General features: G+C 47.5%; 16 protein-coding genes. 9 read left to right on the forward strand and 7 right to left on the reverse strand.

Annotated elements, in window-relative coordinates:
• Positions 1-124: 124 nt before the first annotated feature.
• Positions 125-2,908, reverse strand: coding sequence for a hypothetical protein (locus EOPP23_RS03135; protein WP_153764524.1), 2,784 nt, complete (start codon positions 2,906-2,908; stop codon positions 125-127).
• A 130-nt stretch (positions 2,909-3,038) separates the two neighbouring features.
• Here EOPP23_RS03135 and EOPP23_RS03140 point away from each other — a divergent pair, with 130 nt between their 5' ends.
• Complete coding sequence (locus EOPP23_RS03140; RefSeq protein WP_153764525.1) at positions 3,039-3,947, forward strand: Tim44 domain-containing protein; 909 nt, start codon at positions 3,039-3,041, stop codon at positions 3,945-3,947.
• A 64-nt stretch (positions 3,948-4,011) separates the two neighbouring features.
• Here EOPP23_RS03140 and EOPP23_RS03145 read toward each other — a convergent pair whose 3' ends face one another.
• From EOPP23_RS03145 to EOPP23_RS03160, 4 genes are all read right to left on the reverse strand, one after another.
• Positions 4,012-5,283, reverse strand: coding sequence for a phosphatidylinositol-specific phospholipase C domain-containing protein (locus EOPP23_RS03145; protein ID WP_153764526.1), 1,272 nt, complete (start codon positions 5,281-5,283; stop codon positions 4,012-4,014).
• A gap of 128 nt (positions 5,284-5,411) precedes the next feature.
• Positions 5,412-6,206 (reverse strand): type IV pili methyl-accepting chemotaxis transducer N-terminal domain-containing protein, encoded by a 795-nt coding sequence (locus EOPP23_RS03150; RefSeq protein WP_153764527.1) that lies wholly within the window; start codon positions 6,204-6,206, stop codon positions 5,412-5,414.
• Between the two features lie 236 nt (positions 6,207-6,442).
• A complete protein-coding gene (locus EOPP23_RS03155) occupies positions 6,443-7,015 on the reverse strand; it encodes a DNA-3-methyladenine glycosylase I (RefSeq protein ID WP_228550549.1) in 573 nt (190 codons plus the stop codon).
• A 182-nt stretch (positions 7,016-7,197) separates the two neighbouring features.
• The gene (locus EOPP23_RS03160) at positions 7,198-8,424 is read right to left on the reverse strand and encodes an NADH:flavin oxidoreductase/NADH oxidase family protein (RefSeq protein WP_153764529.1); all 1,227 of its coding nucleotides are present in this window, start codon (positions 8,422-8,424) and stop codon (positions 7,198-7,200) included.
• Positions 8,425-8,603: 179 nt separating this feature from the next.
• Here EOPP23_RS03160 and EOPP23_RS03165 point away from each other — a divergent pair, with 179 nt between their 5' ends.
• From EOPP23_RS03165 to EOPP23_RS03180, 4 genes are all read left to right on the forward strand, one after another.
• On the forward strand, positions 8,604-9,083 hold the full coding sequence (locus EOPP23_RS03165; RefSeq protein ID WP_153764530.1) for a peptidylprolyl isomerase: 480 nt from the start codon (positions 8,604-8,606) through the stop codon (positions 9,081-9,083).
• 168 nt (positions 9,084-9,251) lie between these two features.
• Positions 9,252-9,599: a zinc ribbon domain-containing protein YjdM gene (locus EOPP23_RS03170; RefSeq protein ID WP_153764531.1), complete on the forward strand. Its 348-nt coding sequence runs from the start codon at positions 9,252-9,254 to the stop codon at positions 9,597-9,599.
• Positions 9,600-9,758: 159 nt separating this feature from the next.
• On the forward strand, positions 9,759-11,006 hold the full coding sequence (locus EOPP23_RS03175) for an ATP-binding protein (RefSeq protein WP_194842475.1): 1,248 nt from the start codon (positions 9,759-9,761) through the stop codon (positions 11,004-11,006).
• Positions 10,999-11,571 (forward strand): response regulator transcription factor, encoded by a 573-nt coding sequence (locus EOPP23_RS03180; RefSeq protein ID WP_228550550.1) that lies wholly within the window; start codon positions 10,999-11,001, stop codon positions 11,569-11,571. The genes EOPP23_RS03175 and EOPP23_RS03180 overlap by 8 nt, the downstream gene beginning before the upstream one ends.
• Before the next feature lie 124 nt (positions 11,572-11,695).
• Here the strand turns inward: EOPP23_RS03180 and EOPP23_RS03185 are convergent, their stop codons facing one another.
• On the reverse strand, positions 11,696-12,625 hold the full coding sequence (locus EOPP23_RS03185; RefSeq protein ID WP_153764533.1) for a DMT family transporter: 930 nt from the start codon (positions 12,623-12,625) through the stop codon (positions 11,696-11,698).
• A 113-nt stretch (positions 12,626-12,738) separates the two neighbouring features.
• Here EOPP23_RS03185 and EOPP23_RS03190 point away from each other — a divergent pair, with 113 nt between their 5' ends.
• Positions 12,739-13,197 carry an Lrp/AsnC family transcriptional regulator gene (locus EOPP23_RS03190; protein ID WP_153764534.1) on the forward strand — a complete coding sequence of 153 codons (459 nt, stop codon included), beginning with the start codon at positions 12,739-12,741 and terminating at the stop codon, positions 13,195-13,197.
• Between the two features lie 15 nt (positions 13,198-13,212).
• Here EOPP23_RS03190 and EOPP23_RS03195 read toward each other — a convergent pair whose 3' ends face one another.
• The gene (locus EOPP23_RS03195) at positions 13,213-13,542 is read right to left on the reverse strand and encodes a hypothetical protein (RefSeq protein ID WP_153764535.1); all 330 of its coding nucleotides are present in this window, start codon (positions 13,540-13,542) and stop codon (positions 13,213-13,215) included.
• Positions 13,543-13,814: 272 nt separating this feature from the next.
• Here EOPP23_RS03195 and EOPP23_RS03200 point away from each other — a divergent pair, with 272 nt between their 5' ends.
• The 3 genes from EOPP23_RS03200 to EOPP23_RS21690 are packed head-to-tail and all read left to right on the forward strand — an operon-like array spanning position 13,815 to position 18,890.
• A complete protein-coding gene (locus EOPP23_RS03200) occupies positions 13,815-15,104 on the forward strand; it encodes an efflux RND transporter periplasmic adaptor subunit (protein WP_153764536.1) in 1,290 nt (429 codons plus the stop codon).
• Positions 15,101-18,289, forward strand: coding sequence for an efflux RND transporter permease subunit (locus tag EOPP23_RS03205; RefSeq protein WP_153764537.1), 3,189 nt, complete (start codon positions 15,101-15,103; stop codon positions 18,287-18,289). The genes EOPP23_RS03200 and EOPP23_RS03205 overlap by 4 nt, the downstream gene beginning before the upstream one ends.
• Positions 18,279-18,890 (forward strand): TetR family transcriptional regulator, encoded by a 612-nt coding sequence (locus tag EOPP23_RS21690; protein ID WP_194842476.1) that lies wholly within the window; start codon positions 18,279-18,281, stop codon positions 18,888-18,890. The genes EOPP23_RS03205 and EOPP23_RS21690 overlap by 11 nt, the downstream gene beginning before the upstream one ends.
• Positions 18,891-18,937: the final 47 nt, after the last annotated feature.

Below are 18,937 nucleotides of genomic sequence, written 5' to 3' on the forward strand. Positions count from 1 at the left end.
AGATTGCTTGAAATCTCCAGCTATGCCCATAGGATGAATATTATTACTATAAAGAGATAGATTGACCAATGATTAAACGCTTTTGATCTTATTACGCTGACCAGAGCGAAGACGGCAGAAATTGCTAAGTTGGTTTGAAACGGCCCTTCACAAACTGTTTATAGGTTTCATGCTGCTTATCCATAAAGGTATCAAAAAGGCCTAGAGCTTTCAGGTAGTTCTCGTGGTTTGGCTGTTTATTGTGGGCTGCCAGTGCGTCCTTAAGCTCTGTAGTGAGCTTGTCATCGCCAATTTCTTTCAACTTGCTGTCCAACTCTTTAGATACGCAGCTTTCCGGGTTAGCCATATTCTTGAATAGATCTTTCATACGACTCTGGTTGTGAGATTTGAACTCACTCCAATACTCAGGGTTATTACCCGCCGCAGACCAGCCATTATAACGGGTGAAGAAATAAGTCAGTGTATTGGTGCCAAGCCGCTCCCAGATATTATCCGTACCACTGATGGCAGCCTCCACTTTAGCTTTCAAACCAAGTCCCGGTGCAACGGGAATTGTGGCTTCGGGAGTGCCACCACCGATGCCTGTCTTGCCACTGGCTCGCATATACTGGACCCGCCAGCCCCCTTCAGACCAGATGAAATTAACTTCAAAGTTAGCTTTTCGGTATGAGCCGTATGAGAAGTTGGATGGCAGCGAATCAACAAAGAATGAGCCACCGGCACCGCTGGCTTGAGGCAATGTCTTGAGGACGGCAGTTAATGCCTGTTGTGGGTTCGTACCCAGACCGGCACTAAAGTTAACGTTGAGATATTTGCCTTCAGTATCGGGATTAAAGTGATGACTGACATTACTCAGCCTAAAACCCGCATCCACCTGCACTGGTCCCACTGTCACACTGAAGTTGCCACCGGCTTCAAGCTCTTTGCCTTCCGCTTTGGAAAAAGACGATAGATGTTTTCTAATGTGCTTACTTTCCTGCAACTGAATGCGTGGCTGGCTGTAATCCTGTTCAAATTTTCGTTGCAGGGCTTCAAACTGCAGGTCACGACTTTCAGCAGGGGGACCATTCTTAAAACTGCCTGAATGGAGGTTGGCCATCGCCGCATGGGTATCCAGAACCGCGCGAAGATACTCACCACGGCCGTTGGCTCCTCTGCTTTTTTCCAAACGATGTTTGAGGTCTTTAATGTCACCTTTCAGGTCACTGTCGCCAGAACCTTCCATTTGATTGACGATGGCGCAGTAGTGGTCGTATTCAGCATAGAGTGCAGCCATGGATTCCCGGAGCTGCTCTCTCTGGGTATCAACCATAATGGCTGCGACTTCTCTATCCCCAATGTCGATATCTGCCCGGTTGTATTCACCTTTGGCGAATGCAATATCGTTGCCCATCTTATCCAGCCATTGTTCGCCCTCTTTGCCTTCCAGCCACTGACTGTTGTTTTGCATAGAGAAGTATTTGGCCGGTTCGTATTCCAGGTGTTCCGGGTCAGCCTTTAACGTCTCCAGCCAGCCATGTTTCTGGTAATAGTCGGATCGGGTATTGGCGACATGAAACTCACCTCTCAACATGCCTTCCAGTGCTGAGCCAGACAATGAGCCTTTAATACTAGTGCTTCTGGAGTCGAGGTATTTCTTTTCAGGTGCAGCTGGCAAAGTCAGCTTCTGGCTGGCGGGCAATGTGCCGTTGGCCTGAAGCATGGTTTGCAGGCGTGTAAGGTCTGCTTTAGCCAACTGGCCGGTTTTATCCGCCTTGGAAGCGCTATGAGCACCTTTTGCTGAATGTATACGGCTTTTTATTGCCGTAAGCTTCTTCTCAAGTAACAGCGGCAACATGTCGTTGGCGTGATGATCAACGTAGCTTTCAAGGCTTCTAAACATCTTGCCGCTTTTGACGGTGCCGGTGACGGCGGCATCTCCCCGTACAGTAGCGTTGTTACCAGCAGAGAGATTCAGTGTGGCGGAGAAAGAGTGATCGTCGGTGATCTGAGCCGAGTCCAGAGATTTGGCGTTAAACTTATACTCTACCTTTATCGCTGCACCCAGTGCATCCATACCGAAGGCTGATGCGGCAAGGCCCAGTTCAAAAGCGACTGCGACCTCTCTTTCTGTGCCAGCTCGGTTGAGGTGATTGAGTTTGACCAGTAACTGCTGTTTAAACTCGTTTTTGATTTCTGCCAGAGCCTGTGATTTAAGCTGAGTTTGTAGAAGTTTCGCAACGTCATGGTCAGCCTCTGGCAGGTGCGGTAACATCTGTTCAAGCAGTTTATGGCATTGACCACATTGATCTTTGGGGGAGAGAGAACCCAGTTCGGACATTTTTTTATCAATATCACTGGCAAGGGACACCAGCTCAGGGTTGCTGGCTGCCTTGTCATGAATCTGAGCGGCAAAGTTCTTGAGATTGGTGCGTGTTAATTTGCCGAGCTGATCACTATTACTGAGATCAACAGCACTGGTTAGCTGACCATCAATATGCCATTTAAGGTTTTCCACGGTGCTGCCCTTGTGGTGGAGTTCACGCAGCCCCGGCAGCACCGCCTCTAGTTGATCAATTTGTTTCTGAGGCAGTGGTTGGTCAGAATCGATCATTTTCTTAATCGCATCGTTCTGCACCAGTACGTCGAGCAGAGCTTTATTTTGGACTTCCTGCTGAGGCGCATGCTTTTCCAAAAGAGCGGTTAACTGGTGTCGAGCCGAGAGCTGAGCCGCAGTTCGACTGTTCAAACGGGTTGAAAGTTCAGGCCCAGTATCAAGTTCTTCAGTGCCTGCAGAGCGCACAGCCGCAACCTGTCGACCAGCAAAGGCCTGGCCGGTTTGTTCGACAGCTGTTGAATTGTTGAGGTCTGGGCCAGGTAAGGCTCCCGACTGATTGATTCCGTCCATGCTGCTGACTATGACTGACATTAATCTATTTTTCGGCTGATTGGTGCAGCAGCTTATTTCAAGTTTTCAGTAAATTTTCCTGAAGATTGCTTGAATTCTTCCGTCATGCCCATAGGATGAGCATTCTTATTATAAAGAGATTGATTGACCTATGATTAAGCGTTTTGCTTCTCTGCTAGCCATTTTCATGGCTTTCAGTTTTGCCTTTAACCCCTCTATGGCGGAAGCCAAGAAATTTGGTGGTGGCAAAAGCTTCGGCAAGTCCTTCAAAACTGCTCCAAAGCAGCCTGCAGCAGCGCCTCTGGCGGGTAAGCAGCAGGCTGCTAAACCTGGCTCGAACAAGAAAGGCATGCTGGGTGGCCTGATGGGCGGTCTGCTGGCTGGTGGCTTGATTGCAGCTCTGTTAAGCGGCGGCTTTGATGGTTTTGATGGCCTGCAGATGATGGATATGCTGATGATGGCTGGCCTGGCCTTCGTTCTGTTCAAAGTCTTCAAGAGTATGGCTCAGAAGCGCGCCATGGCAGCAGCCCACGGGCCAATGGCCGGTCATGGTCAGCAACAGAACCCTATGCAGCAGGCATTTAGCCAGCAGAATGATGCCGTTCAGCAACGCCAGAATATGGGCTTTGATGCCGTTCAGTCGCCAGCGCAACCTGCCGGCTTTGGTGCCAGTGATGTACCAATGAACCTGCCTGCCGGTTTTGATATGAACGGCTTTATGAACGGTGCCCGCGATCATTACCGTACATTGCAGGAAGCCTGGAACACAGGCGATCTGGAGAAGATGCGTGAATACGTTGCGCCGGAATTGTTTGCCGAACTGAAAGCGGAGAGAGCAACACTGTCAGGTGAACAGCACACTGAGGTGATGTTTGTTGATGCTGAAATGGGACGTGCCGATCACAATGCCCAATTGGCTGAGATCAGTGTACGTTTCACTGGGAAGTATCGTGATACCGTTGAAGGTGTGGAAGAAGATATCAAGGATATCTGGCATCTGCAGCGTGATCTGACGCAAGCCAATGCGCCATGGTTAATCGTTGGCATTGAAGAAGCTTAATAGTCATAATCAGACGAGAAGAAGAGTTTGGCTCTTTTTCTCGTTGCTTCAATACTCTCTCCAGTTATAACTCCATACTCGCTCTCATAGTTCGAATATCCTGATGTATTTCAGGAAAAGTTTCCTCCAGTTGCTTGTTAGTCATACCCAGTGTGTTCAGCGCCAGGCAGGACAGAAACACCTGATCGTAGTTATGGTGGCCAACATAGTCCTGCAGAAGGATATTCGGCCTGAACTGTTTGTCGTTATGCCAGTGGCGGAGTGTTTCAGGAATAACTTTACTGACGGATCTAGCCTGACTTTTCAAGTTTCTCAAACCACCACTGAAGAGTCGGATGGGCTTAACATTGGTTTGCATTTGTAGAATATGGATCTTGCCTCTCTGCTCGTCTTCATGCTCAAGAAATTCGGATAACCTGGCTTCATTGTGGCTGAGCATCTCTTCAGCTACAGGAGTATTTGCCCAGCTTTCCACCACATTCTGCTGGTGTACCCAGGCATATCCGTTCAGTTCTTCTTGACTGAAACCATCAGGCAGATCTTGATTACTGACAGTGACCAGTAAGTTTTTACCTGATGCCTGAATATCAGCGAAGGAAATATCACCAGGATTGATAGCCCTGCCATTTTTATGAGTACTGTGTGAGCGAGAGCCCAACTTCTGATGAAAGTGGTCAACCAGAAAAGTTTTTGCCTGTTGTTTACTCAGACCAGAGAACTGGAGTTTAACAACAACAGCTTCCTTCTGGTGTTCTTCCAGAAACTTACCCAGTGGCTCTATAACTTCTGTGTCAGCAGAAGACCCCTTAACAATACCATGATGGACAATGTACTCGCCTTTGGAGTTCATACAGACTCTTATATCAAGGTAGCGCGCACCAGCTTCCAGTTGCTTTCCCACGTCGACTGATTGAGCAATACCAAGAGGTTTGAACAACCATGGTCTGTTCAGGTTACTGCTGGCAGAATCATGGCTGCCGACCATAGTGCAGTCCATAACTTTGCATGAGCTTCTTGTTCCTGTGTACAGGCGCTCCATCCAGTTTTCAGCTTCATGAAAAGGAATGCTGAACCTGCTCGGTTCAGTGGTTAACCAGGTGAATGGCCAGGTGAATAACTTGATTAAACGGTGTTTGATTCTCGCACCCAGCGAGGGTCGGCCAGTGTGAGTATTTTGGAGTTGTATCTCGAAAGGCCTGTTACTGTTCTGTTTTTCGATTTTTCTGGTTGCAGAAAAACCGGTTTCTGGTTTCTCTGAAGAAACAGTGGAGGGTGATGCCTGTCTGGGTTTATTGCCGTTATTCGGACCTGAAATGCTCATGGCGTACTTGATCATTTAGCTATTAATCTGCTATCGACAGGCTGTGTAGAGGAATGAGAGGAGACGCTGGTTCCTTACCTGCAAACGACCTGAGGGCTTATGAGGTATGAGTCCACAGGCAAGGAAAAATGCTCAGACTTGAATCAGGAGGCCATCAGAATTTCATATTGTTTAGTCAGCTCCTGCATCTTCTTCAAAATAGACTCGGTTGTGACCGAGATTACCGTTGGCATAAAACGGCCATCCTTATACTGAACAAAACCGGATTTGGAGAAATTCCACTGAGCTTTTACTTTGGTCAACAGACGTTTAATTTCAGCGGTGTTGTCTGAATACTGATCAAGCTCACTTAACGATTCTTCAAACAGGTTAATAGCATCGTCAAAGCCTTTGTCATAATCACCACCTTCCACATTCCAGGACAGAGCCTGATAGTACATGGCAATTTTCTGGCTGAGTGCTCGCTGACGACCGGAAATGTTAACCAGTCGGGCGGAATGAATGGCTGAATACTTTTCTATCTCGGTTACCAGATCATTACTGGCATTAAACACTTCCAGTGACTTATTGATCATTGGAGCGGCTTCAGCTTTGGTCGGAACCTGTATAGCCATCAAGCGATATTCATTCCAGACTTTCTCAACAGCACCAAGGCGTGCCTTAATCTCCGGCGTTGGAGCGTACTCAGATAGTTCATTGAAGTTACTTTCAAACTGACCGACGCTGCTGTCCAGTTGGCCTTGTGCCTGCTCAACATTTACGCCTGCACCAATCATCAGATAGCTCTTGGCAATACGCTGAGACAGCATTCGCTGGAGGCCAGAAATGTTAACAGCTTCTGCATTATTCAGGGCAGCCATGCTCTGGCTGGAAAAAATTAGAAAGCTGCTGATGAAAAACGCTGAAAATAATTGATAAAAACGACGGGAGGATTTCATTCTATGCACTGTAATTGTTCGCTCTATGCACTATTGTTGCACCATGGTTGAGCCAACTCTTCTTTTTCCCTAAAAAAGAGTGGAAGTAGAGGGGATACAGCAAATATTGCGCCAGTATAAATAATGCTCAATTCCCCTGAAGCGGAACAATATCATATGCAAAATGAGTAGTTACATTACCCTAAGTAGATATACGATAAAAATAATTAGCTTATGCTTCGAACAACTCTCATTCATTATGATTGATAAGACGGGCAGCTTATCAAATGGTCATCCACCATCCCCATGGCTTGCATATAGGCATAACAAATTGTACTGCCGACAAACTTGAAACCACGCTTTTTCAGATCTTTGCTCATGGCGTCGGATTCAGGTGTTGTGACGGGAACGTCGGACATAGATTGCCACTGATTGCGAATAGGCTCGTCGCCAACAAACGACCAGATGTATTCATCAAAACTGCCGAACTCTTTCTGTATTTTGATAAATGCCTTGGCGTTGGTGATGGCACTGTTGACTTTCAGGCGGTTACGAATGATACCCTCGTCCTGAAGCAGTCGTTCAATGTCGTCTTCGCTAAACTTGGCGACTTTTTTGACATCAAAACCAGCAAAGGCTTTTCGAAAACCTTCACGCCTTTTAAGAATGGTGATCCAGCTCAGTCCAGCCTGAGCGCCTTCCAGAATCAGAAACTCAAACAGTTTCTGATCGTCGTGACAGGGAACGCCCCACTCTTCATCATGGTACTGGATGTAAAGTGGGTCATCAGTACACCAGGAACATCGATTAGTGGTCAAACTTGCGGTCAAAAGCATGACTCCTTTCAGAATCGCAGTGCTGAGTAGTTAAGTGCCCGGACACATGAGTTCATATGTTATTCGGCTACGTGAGTCTGCACACTAGAGGTTGTTGAAGTAGCAATAGCTACTGGCAAACATTAGCAATTCCATTGAACGAAGTCATGTCTCTCTTGACCTGATGCTGACCCGTATCAGGCTCTGCGCTTTTTGAAGGCAAATCGACCTATACTGGCGACAGTATGAAAGAGCACACTCCAGCCGGACAAATTCTCGTTTGGTAGCTTTCCTTTACCGAGACGAGCCAGTTGTGCTTCGTACCAGTTCAGGTCCAGCATACCTATCTGATCCAGAATGGCTGAGCCGGTCGAACGAATATTGACCTCGATCTTATAGTTTGAGTCATTCATGGCTTTCAGAGGCAGGGATGGTTCAACGGTCATTGGTCGAGCAATGCCAATCAAATCGGTAGCGCCTTCAGACAAAGCGGAACTCATGGCTTTTGAAGAACGGAATCCGCCGGTAACAGCAAGCGTTGTACCTGATACCTGTCGTACCTTCTCTGCGTACTCAAGAAAATAGGCTTCACGCTTTTTAGTACCTTCCTTAATACCAACCCCCATCATTGCCGCCGCTTCATAAGTGCCGCCAGACACTTCAATCAGATTAATACCTGCATCGGTTAGCACTTTAACAACAGCCATGGAGTCTTCTTCGGAAAAACCATCTTTCAAAAAGTCTGCAGAGTTCAGCTTGATACCAACCGGGTAATCATCGCCGACTTCAGCCCTGACGGCCTTGTAAACTTCCAGAACAAAACGACGGCGGTTTTCTGGATTACCACCCCACTGGTCATCCCGTTGATTATGACGAGGGGAAAGAAACTGATTCACCAGATAGCCGTGGGCAGAATGAATTTGAACACCATTAAATCCACACTCCTTGGCCAATCGGGCAGAAGTGGCAAAAGCCTGAATAGTTTTCAGGATATCAAATTCGGTCATGGCTCTGGGTGCCTTGAACCCTTTACCCAGGTCACCTTCGAAAGGAATAGCTGATGGTGCAACAGGTTCGCTGCTGATAAAGGAAGGCACTTGTTTGCCGGGATGGTTGAGCTGAACCCAGAGTTGTGTGTTGTTCTTTGTGCCCTGTCTGGCCCACTGCCGATATTTATCCAAATCACTCTGTTCATCTAGAACACAGTTCTTAGGTTCAGCAATGGCAGTACGATCGATCATTAAATTACCGGTCACACAAATAGCAGAACCACCTTCGGCCCATGTTTCGTAGAGTTTGAACAGCGATTCAGTGGGATTATGATCATCATCAGCCAGCTGCTCACTCATGGCCGATTTATAAAAACGGTTTTTAAGAGTGACGGTATTCGTCAAACTCAGTGTGCTGTTCAGCTCGACCGACATGATTAATATCCTGTTGTTATTATTTTCTATAAATCTGTATAGATGAGTCTATGCGAAGAGCTTGTACCATGGCCTAGCCCATTTTGGCTAATAGGTAAGATGTGGGGATAAATTTCTGTCAGTTTTTAAGCAGGGCAGTTATCCTGTAGGTTCATTCATTCCAGAGATTTTCAAACGAAATGAAAATTACTGACAAAAAAGTCGCTCTTATCCATTACACCCTGAAAAATGCGGGTGGTGAAGTACTGGATAGCTCCGAAGGACATGAGCCTCTGGCTTATCTGCACGGCGCTGGCAACATCATTGTTGGCCTGGAGAGTGCCCTGGAAGGCAAAGCGGCTGGTGACAAACTGGAAGTTTCTGTAGAAGCTGCAGAAGCCTACGGCGAGTATGACGAAAGTCTGGTACAGCCAGTTCCGAGCAGCCAGTTTGGTGAGCACGAAGTTGAAGTGGGTCTGCAGTTCCACGCTGATACTGCTATTGGACCACGTGTTGTAACCGTTACCGCTATTGATGGTGACGACGTAATTATTGATGCTAACCATTCACTGGCTGGTGAAGATCTGCATTTTGCCGTTGAAGTGGTTGAAGTGCGTGAACCTTCTGCTGAAGAACTGGACCACGGTCATGTTCATGGACCTGGTGGTCACGAGCACTGAGTGGCCAGGTAGAAAACCTGATACAAAAAAGTAGCTTCTTTCTGAAGCTGCTTTTAAAATCCCCGAATTCTTTTCAACCCTCTTAACCTCTCCGTTCTATTCTTCATTGGCTTTTAATAAATCCTCTGTTTTTTCGAGAAGTTAATATGTTTATTAAGAGGAACGATCATGTCTGATGATTCACAACAGCAATGCCCTAAGTGCGACTCTCCTTATGGCTACACAGACGGCCAGCTGTGGACTTGTCCTGAGTGCTTCCATGAGTGGACTCTGGAAGAGAAAGCTGCCGAAGAAGCCGCTGCCGTTTTTTATGATGTAAACGGTAATCAACTGGTTGATGGCGATGCTGTTACGGTTGTTAAAGATCTGAAAGCAGGCGGTAGCACCATCAAGTCCGGCACCAAGGTGAAGAAGATTCGCCTGCTGGATGACATGGTTAATGGCCATGATATTTCCTGCAAAATTGACGGCGTTGGTCAGGTTTACCTGAAGTGTTCCGTGGTCAAGAAAGCTTAAGCTGAATGCTGCTGACAGTACCTCGAGCGACGTACTGTCAGTGTCTACTACCTGATCCTTTCTCCCCCATCCTTCCTTTTCAAATCTGTCTGTCAGACAATTGGACTTTAGTTTTCAGATTTTTGTTTTCAGAGAGAATGTTTCTCAGGGATGTTGGCCATGGCAGAGAGAACTGTCGAACAAACAAATCTGCACCGCCTCAATGCTATTCGCTTAACGATACTGTTGATGGAATTAACAGGGCTGGCAATAGCTTCCTGGTTTTCAGTGATTCAGGTTGACTGGTCTGTGCTGTCTATTATTGCTGCAACCACTGGGCTGCTAGTTTTTTATACACATTATCGAAAGCAACTCGTATCGGACATTTCAGAGTCCAGTCTATTTAAGCAACTTCTCGCTGATGTCTTTCTCCAGACGCTCCTCTTGTACTGGAGTGGTGGGTATACCAACCCTTTTATTTTCTCCTATCTGGTCACTGTCACCATCAGCGCCTCGGTGTTGTCTGTCAGACAGCGCTGGTTTATTACAACACTGACTATAGTCTGTTACACGCTCTTGCAAAGGTGGTATCAGCCTTTAATACCTGATCACTCAGCTCATGGTGCAATGCATTCCATGATTATTCTCCACCTGGGCGGTATGTGGATGACGTTCAGTATCAGTGCTTGTCTGGTGACGGGTGTTGTCGCGGGTATGGCCGATGCCATTCGGTCTCATCGAGCAGAAATCAATGCGAGTAGAGAGCAGCGCCTGCGTGATGAACGCATTCTGGCTGTTGCTACTACGGCTGCAGGGGCTGCCCATGAACTGGCAACACCTCTATCAACCATGAGTGTTTTACTGGGGGAGATGTCGAGCGAGTGTTCAGATACCGCTATGTCTGAAGATATCAACCTTCTTCAGACGCAGGTAGGGCTTTGCAAAAAACGGCTGGATAATATTGTCCTGGCCAGTCGCAATCAGGCTATTGTAGCCAAGCCTGTAGCTGACGTTGTTGAGGAGTTGTTGAATGAGTGGCAACTGTTCAGGCCTGAAGCCAATATTCAGTACACCTCTTCAGAAACACCTGACTGTTTGATAGAAGCAGACCAGTCATTGATCATGGCTATGATCAATCTGCTGGATAATTCTGCAGACGCCAGTCCGGACTTTATTGGCTTGAAGGTTATGCGGAACGAGAATCGCGTTGTGCTGCAAATTGAAGACCATGGTAGGGGAGTACTGAGTAAAGTCGCCAGTCAACCTGGTGCAACAGACCTTACTACCAAGAAAGAAGGCCATGGACTGGGGTTGCAGCTCAGTGTTGCTACGGTTGAGCGACTAAGCGGTCATGTTCGTTTATATACAGGTAGTGCTGGCGGTACAATAACAGAAGTCAGTTTGCCTGAGGTTTCAATGGATGAATGATGTAAATGGCAACAGCCATCATAGCCGTGTGAATCAGTTGAGAATGCTGCTGGTCGATGACGATGAAACCTTTTGCCATATTCTGGCCCGTGCCATGCGTCGCAGGAATATGGATGTTCGGGTTGCTTCATCGGTAAACAAAGCCAGAGAAGTGCTACCTGCATTTAAGCCTGACCTGGCAGTGGTTGATTTGAAGATGGACGGTGAGTCAGGCCTGATTCTGGTTCCAGAGTTGTCAGAAAGTAATCCGAGTATGCGGATTCTGATTCTAACCGGCTATGCCAGTATTGCCACAGCAGTAGAAGCAATACGACTTGGGGCAACGAATTATCTATGCAAACCTGCTGATACTGAACAGATTCTGGAAGCGTTATACCGTGGGCCTGAAGCTCCTGAAAGCCTGCCACTGCCCAGTCGACCTTTATCCGTAGAAAGGCTCGAATACGAACATATTCAAAGAGTGTTGCTGGAAAACGACGGCAATATCAGTGAGACCGCACGACTACTAGGGATGCATCGTCGTACATTGCAGAGGAAACTCAATAAAAACCCGGTGAAAACCTGACCCGAAGCGCAGGCTCACCGGAAGGTATCGATAATTGCATTATGCCAGCTTCAGACATATTGAGGATGTGACAAATCGTCGCACAATAAGAAGAGTTTGTACGACGACTGATATTGATAAGAAGTCAGGCTTTACGCTTAATGGGGATAGAACCCCTTTTAGGCCAGTAGTGACGAATGAAGCCCTTTGGCAGCTTGGTCATCAACACACCTACCATCAGAACCAGAGTCAGAAATAGTGACTCCTGACTCAGAGAACGGCCATTCACCTGACAGTCCAGGAAAAGGGCAACAACAGGAAAGATCAGAAAGCAGATAGAAGCCTGAAACGGGCTGGCCAGCTTGTTGAGCTGGAAATAAGCCATGATGCCGCCAATGCCTGCAACAGAGCCAAGATAGAAGACGGCTGCCAGTGACAGTCCGGAAAAATGCAGTGTTGTATCGCTTTCCAGAAATATACCGGCTACTAACAAAAACAGTGAAGCCAGCAGACAGGGCAGAGCATTATAGGTGAGAACGTGAATGCCTTCGCAGCGCGCCTGAACATTGGTGTAGATCACTGCGTGCATTAACACTGCCACTACCAGAGCCACTATGCCTGAAAAGCCGTCAGCGGCACTGACAGCCATTTCGTTGCAGATAATGGTCACCAGACTGATAAGAGCTAGCACCAACCCGGATAACTGACGAATTGAAACCCTTTGTTTTTTGAAGATCAGGGATATCACCAGTACGGCAACCGGCATATTGGCAAAAATAATGGCTGCAAGACCGGATGAAATATATTGCTCCCCGAAAATCATCAGGGTGAAGGGGATGGCAAAATAGAACAGGCTGATCAGGCCACATTCCATCCCTTTGCCTTTGGGGAAGAAAATAGGGGCCTTCTGATGTTTGGCCAACAGCATAATGAGAGGAGCTGCAATGGCAAACCTCAAGCCTGTTGCTGTAATGGGAGGAATAGTCGCAACGGCCAGTTCCATAGCCAGCCAGGTTGTACCCCAGATAAGGCAAACCGTAACAAATAAGAAGGTGACTTTGGCCTGCTGACTCATGGCTCTACCATATGGCAATCAAAAAGAATGAAGAAAGTTTATGCCTAACGGTTGGAAATATGATTTCAAAGTTGCCATGATATTCACACATTTGTGAAAAATAATTCTCTAATATGCTTGATCGAAAGGATAAATTGATTCTCGACTGCCTGCAGCGGGATTCATCTATTTCTGTGGCTGATATTGCTGACAAGGTCAGCCTGACCGTTTCACCCTGCTGGAAACGGCTGAAACGGCTTGAAGAAGAAGGCTATATCACTCAGCGTGTGGCTCTGCTGGATAGCGATAAGCTGGGGCTGAACCTCACGGCTTTTGTAAATATCAAAACCAGAAACCACAGTAATGACTGGTATGAAACCTTTGTGGCCAGTGTCCGTGACCTTGCTGAAGTGATTGAGTTTTACCGTATGGCGGGTGAGTACGATTACATGATGAAAGTGCTGGTGAAGGATATGGCGGCTTTTGATGTGTTCTACAAGCGGCTGGTCAACAGTGTCGAAGGGTTGAGTGATGTAACTTCTTCATTTGCCATGGAAAAACTGAAGAACACCACTTACCTTCCTCTTGAATAAAGGGCCGGAGCAAGGCTAGCGAAACAGGTAGTGGTTGCTACTGAAGGGTTGCCTGAAATAGGTTTCCAACCATTGGTCACAGCTCTCTTTTGAGTGAGTAAGCCTGCGAGCTTGCGAGAACTGCCCGGTTTCCAGTAAATCCTTTCCCATCCTGACCAGATCATGAAACTCCCTGTTTCCCTTCATTTCCAGAGCAAGGCGTTCTATCTCTGAGCGGCTTTCCAGTTGTGGGCATTTTAGAAGGTCTAGTGCGGGATTGATGGTATTTTCGAGAATGACATCTGCAACGCTGTTGTCAGCAGCAAGACCATGGGTCAGGTGAAACTTCTTTGAATCTCCAGCCATACACTCTACTCCTTGTGTAACTTTATTCCGGCTTAACGAAAAGACTAGTCAGGACAGGTCTGAAGGCCAGAGCAGAGCTGATGTCAGTGACAGGGGGCAGTTGAAGCTGTTTCAGCTGGAAAGACAGGAGAAATTTATTCCTTTTTCTTATAAACATGCATGAATGTATGTAAAATCCATTTCAGGCAACCCGCTTAGGGAAAAAGCATTCACTTTTAGTCGAATGTTCAACAATAAATCGAATAACAGTTTGCCTTGAATACGGACATATCATGAACAAGAAATACTTGATGGCAGGTCTTGGCGCAGTAGCTGTGGTAATAGGCCTTTATAAATACAGTCAGTTGACCACCGAGTCTGTTGAAGTGGTTGAACCGGCTCCGGTTCGTGTTGAAGCGGAGGTGATGGCTCTAGAAAATCTGGGTAGTTGGGTTTTCGCTGAAGGTACCGCAGAAGCGCTGCAAAAAGCTTTCCTCAATTTTGAGCAATCAGGCAAAGTCGTCTATATCGGCGAATTGCCCGATGGTAGCCAGATACGCGAAGGCGTAAGGGTTTACGGTCCTTCGGAAGATATTAATAAAGGCCAACTGCTGGCTCAGATTGATAATCGTGAAAGTGCTGCTGAAGTGCGCTCTCTGGAAGCCCGGCTGCAGTCGACCCGGGAAAGAAGAAAAGAAGCGGAAGCCGGTAAGGTTCGAGCGGCTAACAACCTGGTGCAGGCACAATCCAACTTTGCTCGTGTTGAACAGATTTTTAATAAGGGTGTTGTTTCACGGACTGAATATGACCGTGCAACCACAGATCTGAAAAATGCCCAGGCTGGACTGGATGCCGCAAACAGTGCTCTGCAGGCCGCCATTGCCGAGATAAAAAGCGTCGCTGCCGACATGAACCGCTCTACCGTGAGCCTGGAAAAAACCAGTCTTTTTGCACCCTTTGATGGTGTGATTACGTCCGTTAATATTCTTGAAGGTAACTATTACTACCCACCGAGCGGTGCAACGTCCAGCAAGCAGAGAGAAGCTTCCAGTGCTGTCGTTTTAGTAGACGACAGTGCGTATGAGGTTCGCCTGCATCTTCCTGAGAATATGTTTGCCGGAGTTAAAGAAGGGCAAACCGTTTATCTGGCATTAAACGACACAGCCCTTTATGAAGCGGAGAAAACAGGTTTCAGTTCAGGCAACTTTGTGGAAGGTAAGGTCTGGTCGGTTAGTCCTTCTATCAGCCTTCAAAACCGTTCTCTGCAAGTTAAGGTGAGAACCGTTGGCGATGCCAGTGTTATTCGTGATGGCATGTTCCTGCAGGCCTGGATTGCGACGGAAGAAAAGAAAGATGTTTTAGCATTGCCCTGGCAGACACTGGCATTCCGGGATGGGATGCCTTTTGTTTACGTTGTGACGCCGGACAACAGAGCTGAGCTGCGCTGGCTGGATCTTGGTCTGGTGGGTTTACATCGTACCGAAGTGCTGACTGGCGTTAAGGCGGGTGAGAGCATTATTACTCAGGGCCAGCACCTACTGACAGAAGGTTCCCGTGTTGAAATTCTGGGAGCCAAGCAATGAATGGCCTGAAAAATAAGCTGTTTCTGCAGAACCTGCTGGCCAGGTTACTGTTAGGTCTGTTTCTGCTGATGGGAACCATGGCCTACAACACCATGGTAAGGGAGAATCATCCCGACCTGGAAATCCCCAGAGCCTTGATCACAACCAGCTGGCCCGGTGCTTCGCCTGAACAGATTGAAAAAGAACTGACCAAACCGCTGGAAGATGAAATCCGTAATCTGGTGGGTATGAATATCTTTACCAGCGGCTCTTATAACTCTTACTCCATGATCGGTGTAGAGTTTGATGCTGATATCTCCATGACCCTTGCCATGCAACAACTCAGGGCAAAAGTCAGTGCAGCAGAAAGTGAGTTTTCGTCGTCTGCTATTAAAAAACCGGAGATTGAGCAGTTGGGCATGTCTGAAGCACCGGTCATAAGTCTGGTACTTCATGGTGATGTGGATGACTTGATTCTTACCGACGTTGCCAAAAACATTGAACAGCAGTTAGAAGAAATATCTGATGTTAAAAAGGTCAATCTTGGTGGTTTACGTGAGAAAAGCCTTCATATACGCCTTCAACCGAACAAACTGAGAGCTTTGGGTATTTCTCCCCTGACTGTCAGAGACCGTTTGAGCTCTGCCAATATGGATATGGCCTGGGGGCAGTTTGAAGGAGAAGAAAGCACTTTTAACCTCTATCTTGACGGTCGCTTCGACAGTGTCGAGCGGGTACGACAGCTGCCTATTGTTCGCATGGGAGACAATCGTCCGGTAAGGCTGGGTGAGATTGCTGATGTCAGTCTTCGCCTTGATAAGGAGAAGATGCGCACTCTGTTCAGCATGAAAGGAAGCGAGTACACCCGCGGTGTGACCGTTGATGTTCTGAAAAGACCAGGTGCTGATACTATTGCCCTGATCAATAAGACCGAACAGAAAGCCATGGAAATCAGCTCTCAGCCAGACTGGCCAAGGGCACTGAAACTGACCGTGGTAACCGATGATCGAAACCTGATTGAGCAATCTTTCAGTGAAATCTACAGCTCCATGATTCAGGCGACGCTGCTTGTCTTTATTATTTTGATGGTGCTTCTATCCTGGCGTGAAGCCTTGATTGCAGGTCTTGCGCTGCCAGTAACCTTGTTGGCGACTCTGGCTGTTCTGGGAGCTATGGGGCATACCTTTAACGCTACCGTTATGGTTGGTATGGTGCTGGCACTGGGTATGCTGGTGGATGTTTATATCCTTGTCATGGAAGGGATGCATGAGGGGCTGTTTGTTCGTAGAGAACGTTTTAACCAGGCGGTGATGAGTACCGTTAAAACCTTTGCTCTGCCCGCCTTTGCCGGACAGATGACAACGATTCTGGCTATGATTCCCATGATGATGATGGGCGGCATTGACGGTAAGTTTATTCGCATTATTCCTATTACCATCACCGTTGCCCTGATATTGAGTTTGATCATTGCCTTTCTGATCTGTCTGCCGCTCTCTCGCTACCTGCTGGCAAAAGCAGCGGACGGTGGTCGTGAGCTACTGGTGGATAAACTGACTCACCGTTATCGACAGGGGCTGGCTGACTGGCTGTTGTCTTCTCCGTTGAAAAGCAAAAAGCATGCAACCGGCTATGTTCTGGCTGCCTTTGCTATGTTTATTCTCAGTATCAGCCTTGTCGGTAAACTGCCGTCTGCGCTCTATGTGGAATCTGATGACCGAAAACTGGGTATCTCCATTGAGCTGCCACCTCAGGCAACACTGGAAAGCGCACAAATAGTGGCTGATAAGGTCGGTATTTATCTCAATAGTCAGTCTTGGATTGAAAAGAGCATTGCTTATGTTGGTGCCAAGACGCCCGTCGCCAGCAGTACGCTAAAGACACTGATCCTGCCATCTGAGGCCTGGAATCAGGTGGGATTTACCGTCATTCTGGTGCCACGCAGCGAGCGGGAAAAGTTTTCGTTTGATTACCTGAGTGAACTGAGGGCTGGTATTGACGAGACCATCAAGGATGAAGCTGGTTTAAGAGTCAGTATCACTCACAAAGGTAACAAGCCGAGCGGTGAGGACCCGGTTCAGATAGAGCTGAATGGACCCGAATACTCCGAGCTGATGATTATTGCTGCAGAGATACGACAGCTGCTGGCCGAACAACCGGGCGCTGTCGGTGTAAAAGACAACCTTGGAGCTTCACTGCGTGAAATTCGTTTTCGCTTTAAACCGGAACAGCTGAATTTTTACGGTCTGGATGAGAGTAACGTTGCGCAACAGATTCGTATCTCCATGGAAGAGGATCAGTTTGGCAGCTTTAAAATGGCAGGCATTCAGGACGACCCGGATATTCGCATCAGCATGCAGTGGCCGAGTCGTGGTGATGAAATGGGCGGGCCTCTCCACATAACAGAGATTCGTTTGCTGCGAGTAATTACCAAAGATGGTCGTTCAATTCCGCTGTCTCATGTTGCCGACCTTAAGGTGGTTGAAAAACCAAGAGTGTTTATACACAACTATGGTTTGAGGTCAGTAACTGTCCAGTCCCGTGCGGAAGGCAAGACTGCAGCCGCTATTCTGGCGGGTATTAAACCTGAGCTGGATAAACTTCAGTCCGGCTGGCCGGAAGGTTACAGCTATCAGTTTGGTGGCGACAGCAGTCGTTCAGACGAAAGCTTTGGCACCCTCGGTGTCGCCTTTGTACTGGCAGTGGTACTGATCTTTATTCTGCTGACGCTGATGTTTAACTCCATGCTTCAGCCGCTGATCATTCTGTTCATCATTCCACTGGCAATTACCGGTACTTTCATCGGTTACTTCTACTTTGGCGTAATTGTCACCTTTGGAGCCATGGTCGGTTGTGTGTCACTGGCGGGTATTGCGGTAAACAACGGTATTGTTCTGCTGGAAACCATGAACAACCATCGACGTCAGGGCAGAAGCATCAGAGAATCGGCTGCCTATGGTGCGGCTGACCGTATGCGCCCGATTCTCAGTACCAGTCTGACCACTATTCTGGGCTTGCTGCCACTGGCATTGAGCGAACCTCGCTGGTACGGCTTGTGTATGGCGATTGTTTTTGGTTTGATCGCCTCTACTATTGTCGCCATGTTTATTATTCCGGCTCTTTATTTGTTGTTTACCCGGGATAAGGCAGACGAAGATGAATGCCTGCCCGATGGAGCTGGTTTGAATGGAGCCGTGAATGGCGCGTAAAACCAAAGAGGAAGCAGAAGAAACCCGTCGGTTTCTGATGAAAACAGCCCTGAAGCTGTTCAGCGAACAGGGCATTCAGAACACTACTCTGGCTGTAGTGGCCAAAGAGGCGGGTGTGACTCGAGGTGCCATTTACTGGCACTTCAAGGATAAGGCCGACATGCTGCTGGCCCTTTGGGAAAGTATCTTCAGTCCGCTGGAGCTGGCCTATGAAAAACATATGGATGGCTTCACAGGAGACCCACTGGATATTCTTGAAGAGATTGCTGCCAGTTTTTTTCAGTTGGCCTGCTCCAGTCCGGATATTCTTCAGATGCTTAAGATTACCCGACAGTCCTGGAGTGATCCGATTTTGTCTGAACATTGCCGTAAAATGTGCAGTGATGAGGTTAAATCGATTCAGGTCATTATGGAAAAGGCAGAGAATGCTGGCTGTTTAAGAGAAGACTTATCAGCCAAGGCAGCAGCGTTCAGTTTTTATGGTTATCTGGAAGGGGTCATCAACAGTTGGCTTTCTACTGGAGGCGGTGACTGGCTGCTGACAGAAGCAGAAGGAATGGCGCGTGTCATGATACAGGGGCTCAGAAAATCCAATAGTTAAAACTACTGGATATCTGTATAGTGCTTGCCCCTGTCCCTCTGTTATTT

Source organism: Endozoicomonas sp. OPT23 (assembly GCF_009653635.1).
Lineage (GTDB): Bacteria > Pseudomonadota > Gammaproteobacteria > Pseudomonadales > Endozoicomonadaceae > Endozoicomonas_A.

Bases quoted from the DNA above. Each gene is read 5' to 3' on its own strand.
- EOPP23_RS03135 (WP_153764524.1), bottom strand. From the start codon at position 2,908: ATGTCAGTCATAGTCAGCAGCATGGACGGAATCAATCAGTCGGGAGCC.
- EOPP23_RS03140 (WP_153764525.1), top strand. From the start codon at position 3,039: ATGATTAAGCGTTTTGCTTCTCTGCTAGCCATTTTCATGGCTTTCAGT.
- EOPP23_RS03145 (WP_153764526.1), bottom strand. From the start codon at position 5,283: ATGATCAAGTACGCCATGAGCATTTCAGGTCCGAATAACGGCAATAAA.
- EOPP23_RS03150 (WP_153764527.1), bottom strand. From the start codon at position 6,206: ATGAAATCCTCCCGTCGTTTTTATCAATTATTTTCAGCGTTTTTCATC.
- EOPP23_RS03160 (WP_153764529.1), bottom strand. From the start codon at position 8,424: ATGTCGGTCGAGCTGAACAGCACACTGAGTTTGACGAATACCGTCACT.
- EOPP23_RS03165 (WP_153764530.1), top strand. From the start codon at position 8,604: ATGAAAATTACTGACAAAAAAGTCGCTCTTATCCATTACACCCTGAAA.
- EOPP23_RS03170 (WP_153764531.1), top strand. From the start codon at position 9,252: ATGTCTGATGATTCACAACAGCAATGCCCTAAGTGCGACTCTCCTTAT.
- EOPP23_RS03175 (WP_194842475.1), top strand. From the start codon at position 9,759: ATGGCAGAGAGAACTGTCGAACAAACAAATCTGCACCGCCTCAATGCT.
- EOPP23_RS03180 (WP_228550550.1), top strand. From the start codon at position 10,999: ATGAATGATGTAAATGGCAACAGCCATCATAGCCGTGTGAATCAGTTG.
- EOPP23_RS03185 (WP_153764533.1), bottom strand. From the start codon at position 12,625: ATGAGTCAGCAGGCCAAAGTCACCTTCTTATTTGTTACGGTTTGCCTT.
- EOPP23_RS03190 (WP_153764534.1), top strand. From the start codon at position 12,739: ATGCTTGATCGAAAGGATAAATTGATTCTCGACTGCCTGCAGCGGGAT.
- EOPP23_RS03195 (WP_153764535.1), bottom strand. From the start codon at position 13,542: ATGGCTGGAGATTCAAAGAAGTTTCACCTGACCCATGGTCTTGCTGCT.
- EOPP23_RS03200 (WP_153764536.1), top strand. From the start codon at position 13,815: ATGAACAAGAAATACTTGATGGCAGGTCTTGGCGCAGTAGCTGTGGTA.
- EOPP23_RS03205 (WP_153764537.1), top strand. From the start codon at position 15,101: ATGAATGGCCTGAAAAATAAGCTGTTTCTGCAGAACCTGCTGGCCAGG.
- EOPP23_RS21690 (WP_194842476.1), top strand. From the start codon at position 18,279: ATGGCGCGTAAAACCAAAGAGGAAGCAGAAGAAACCCGTCGGTTTCTG.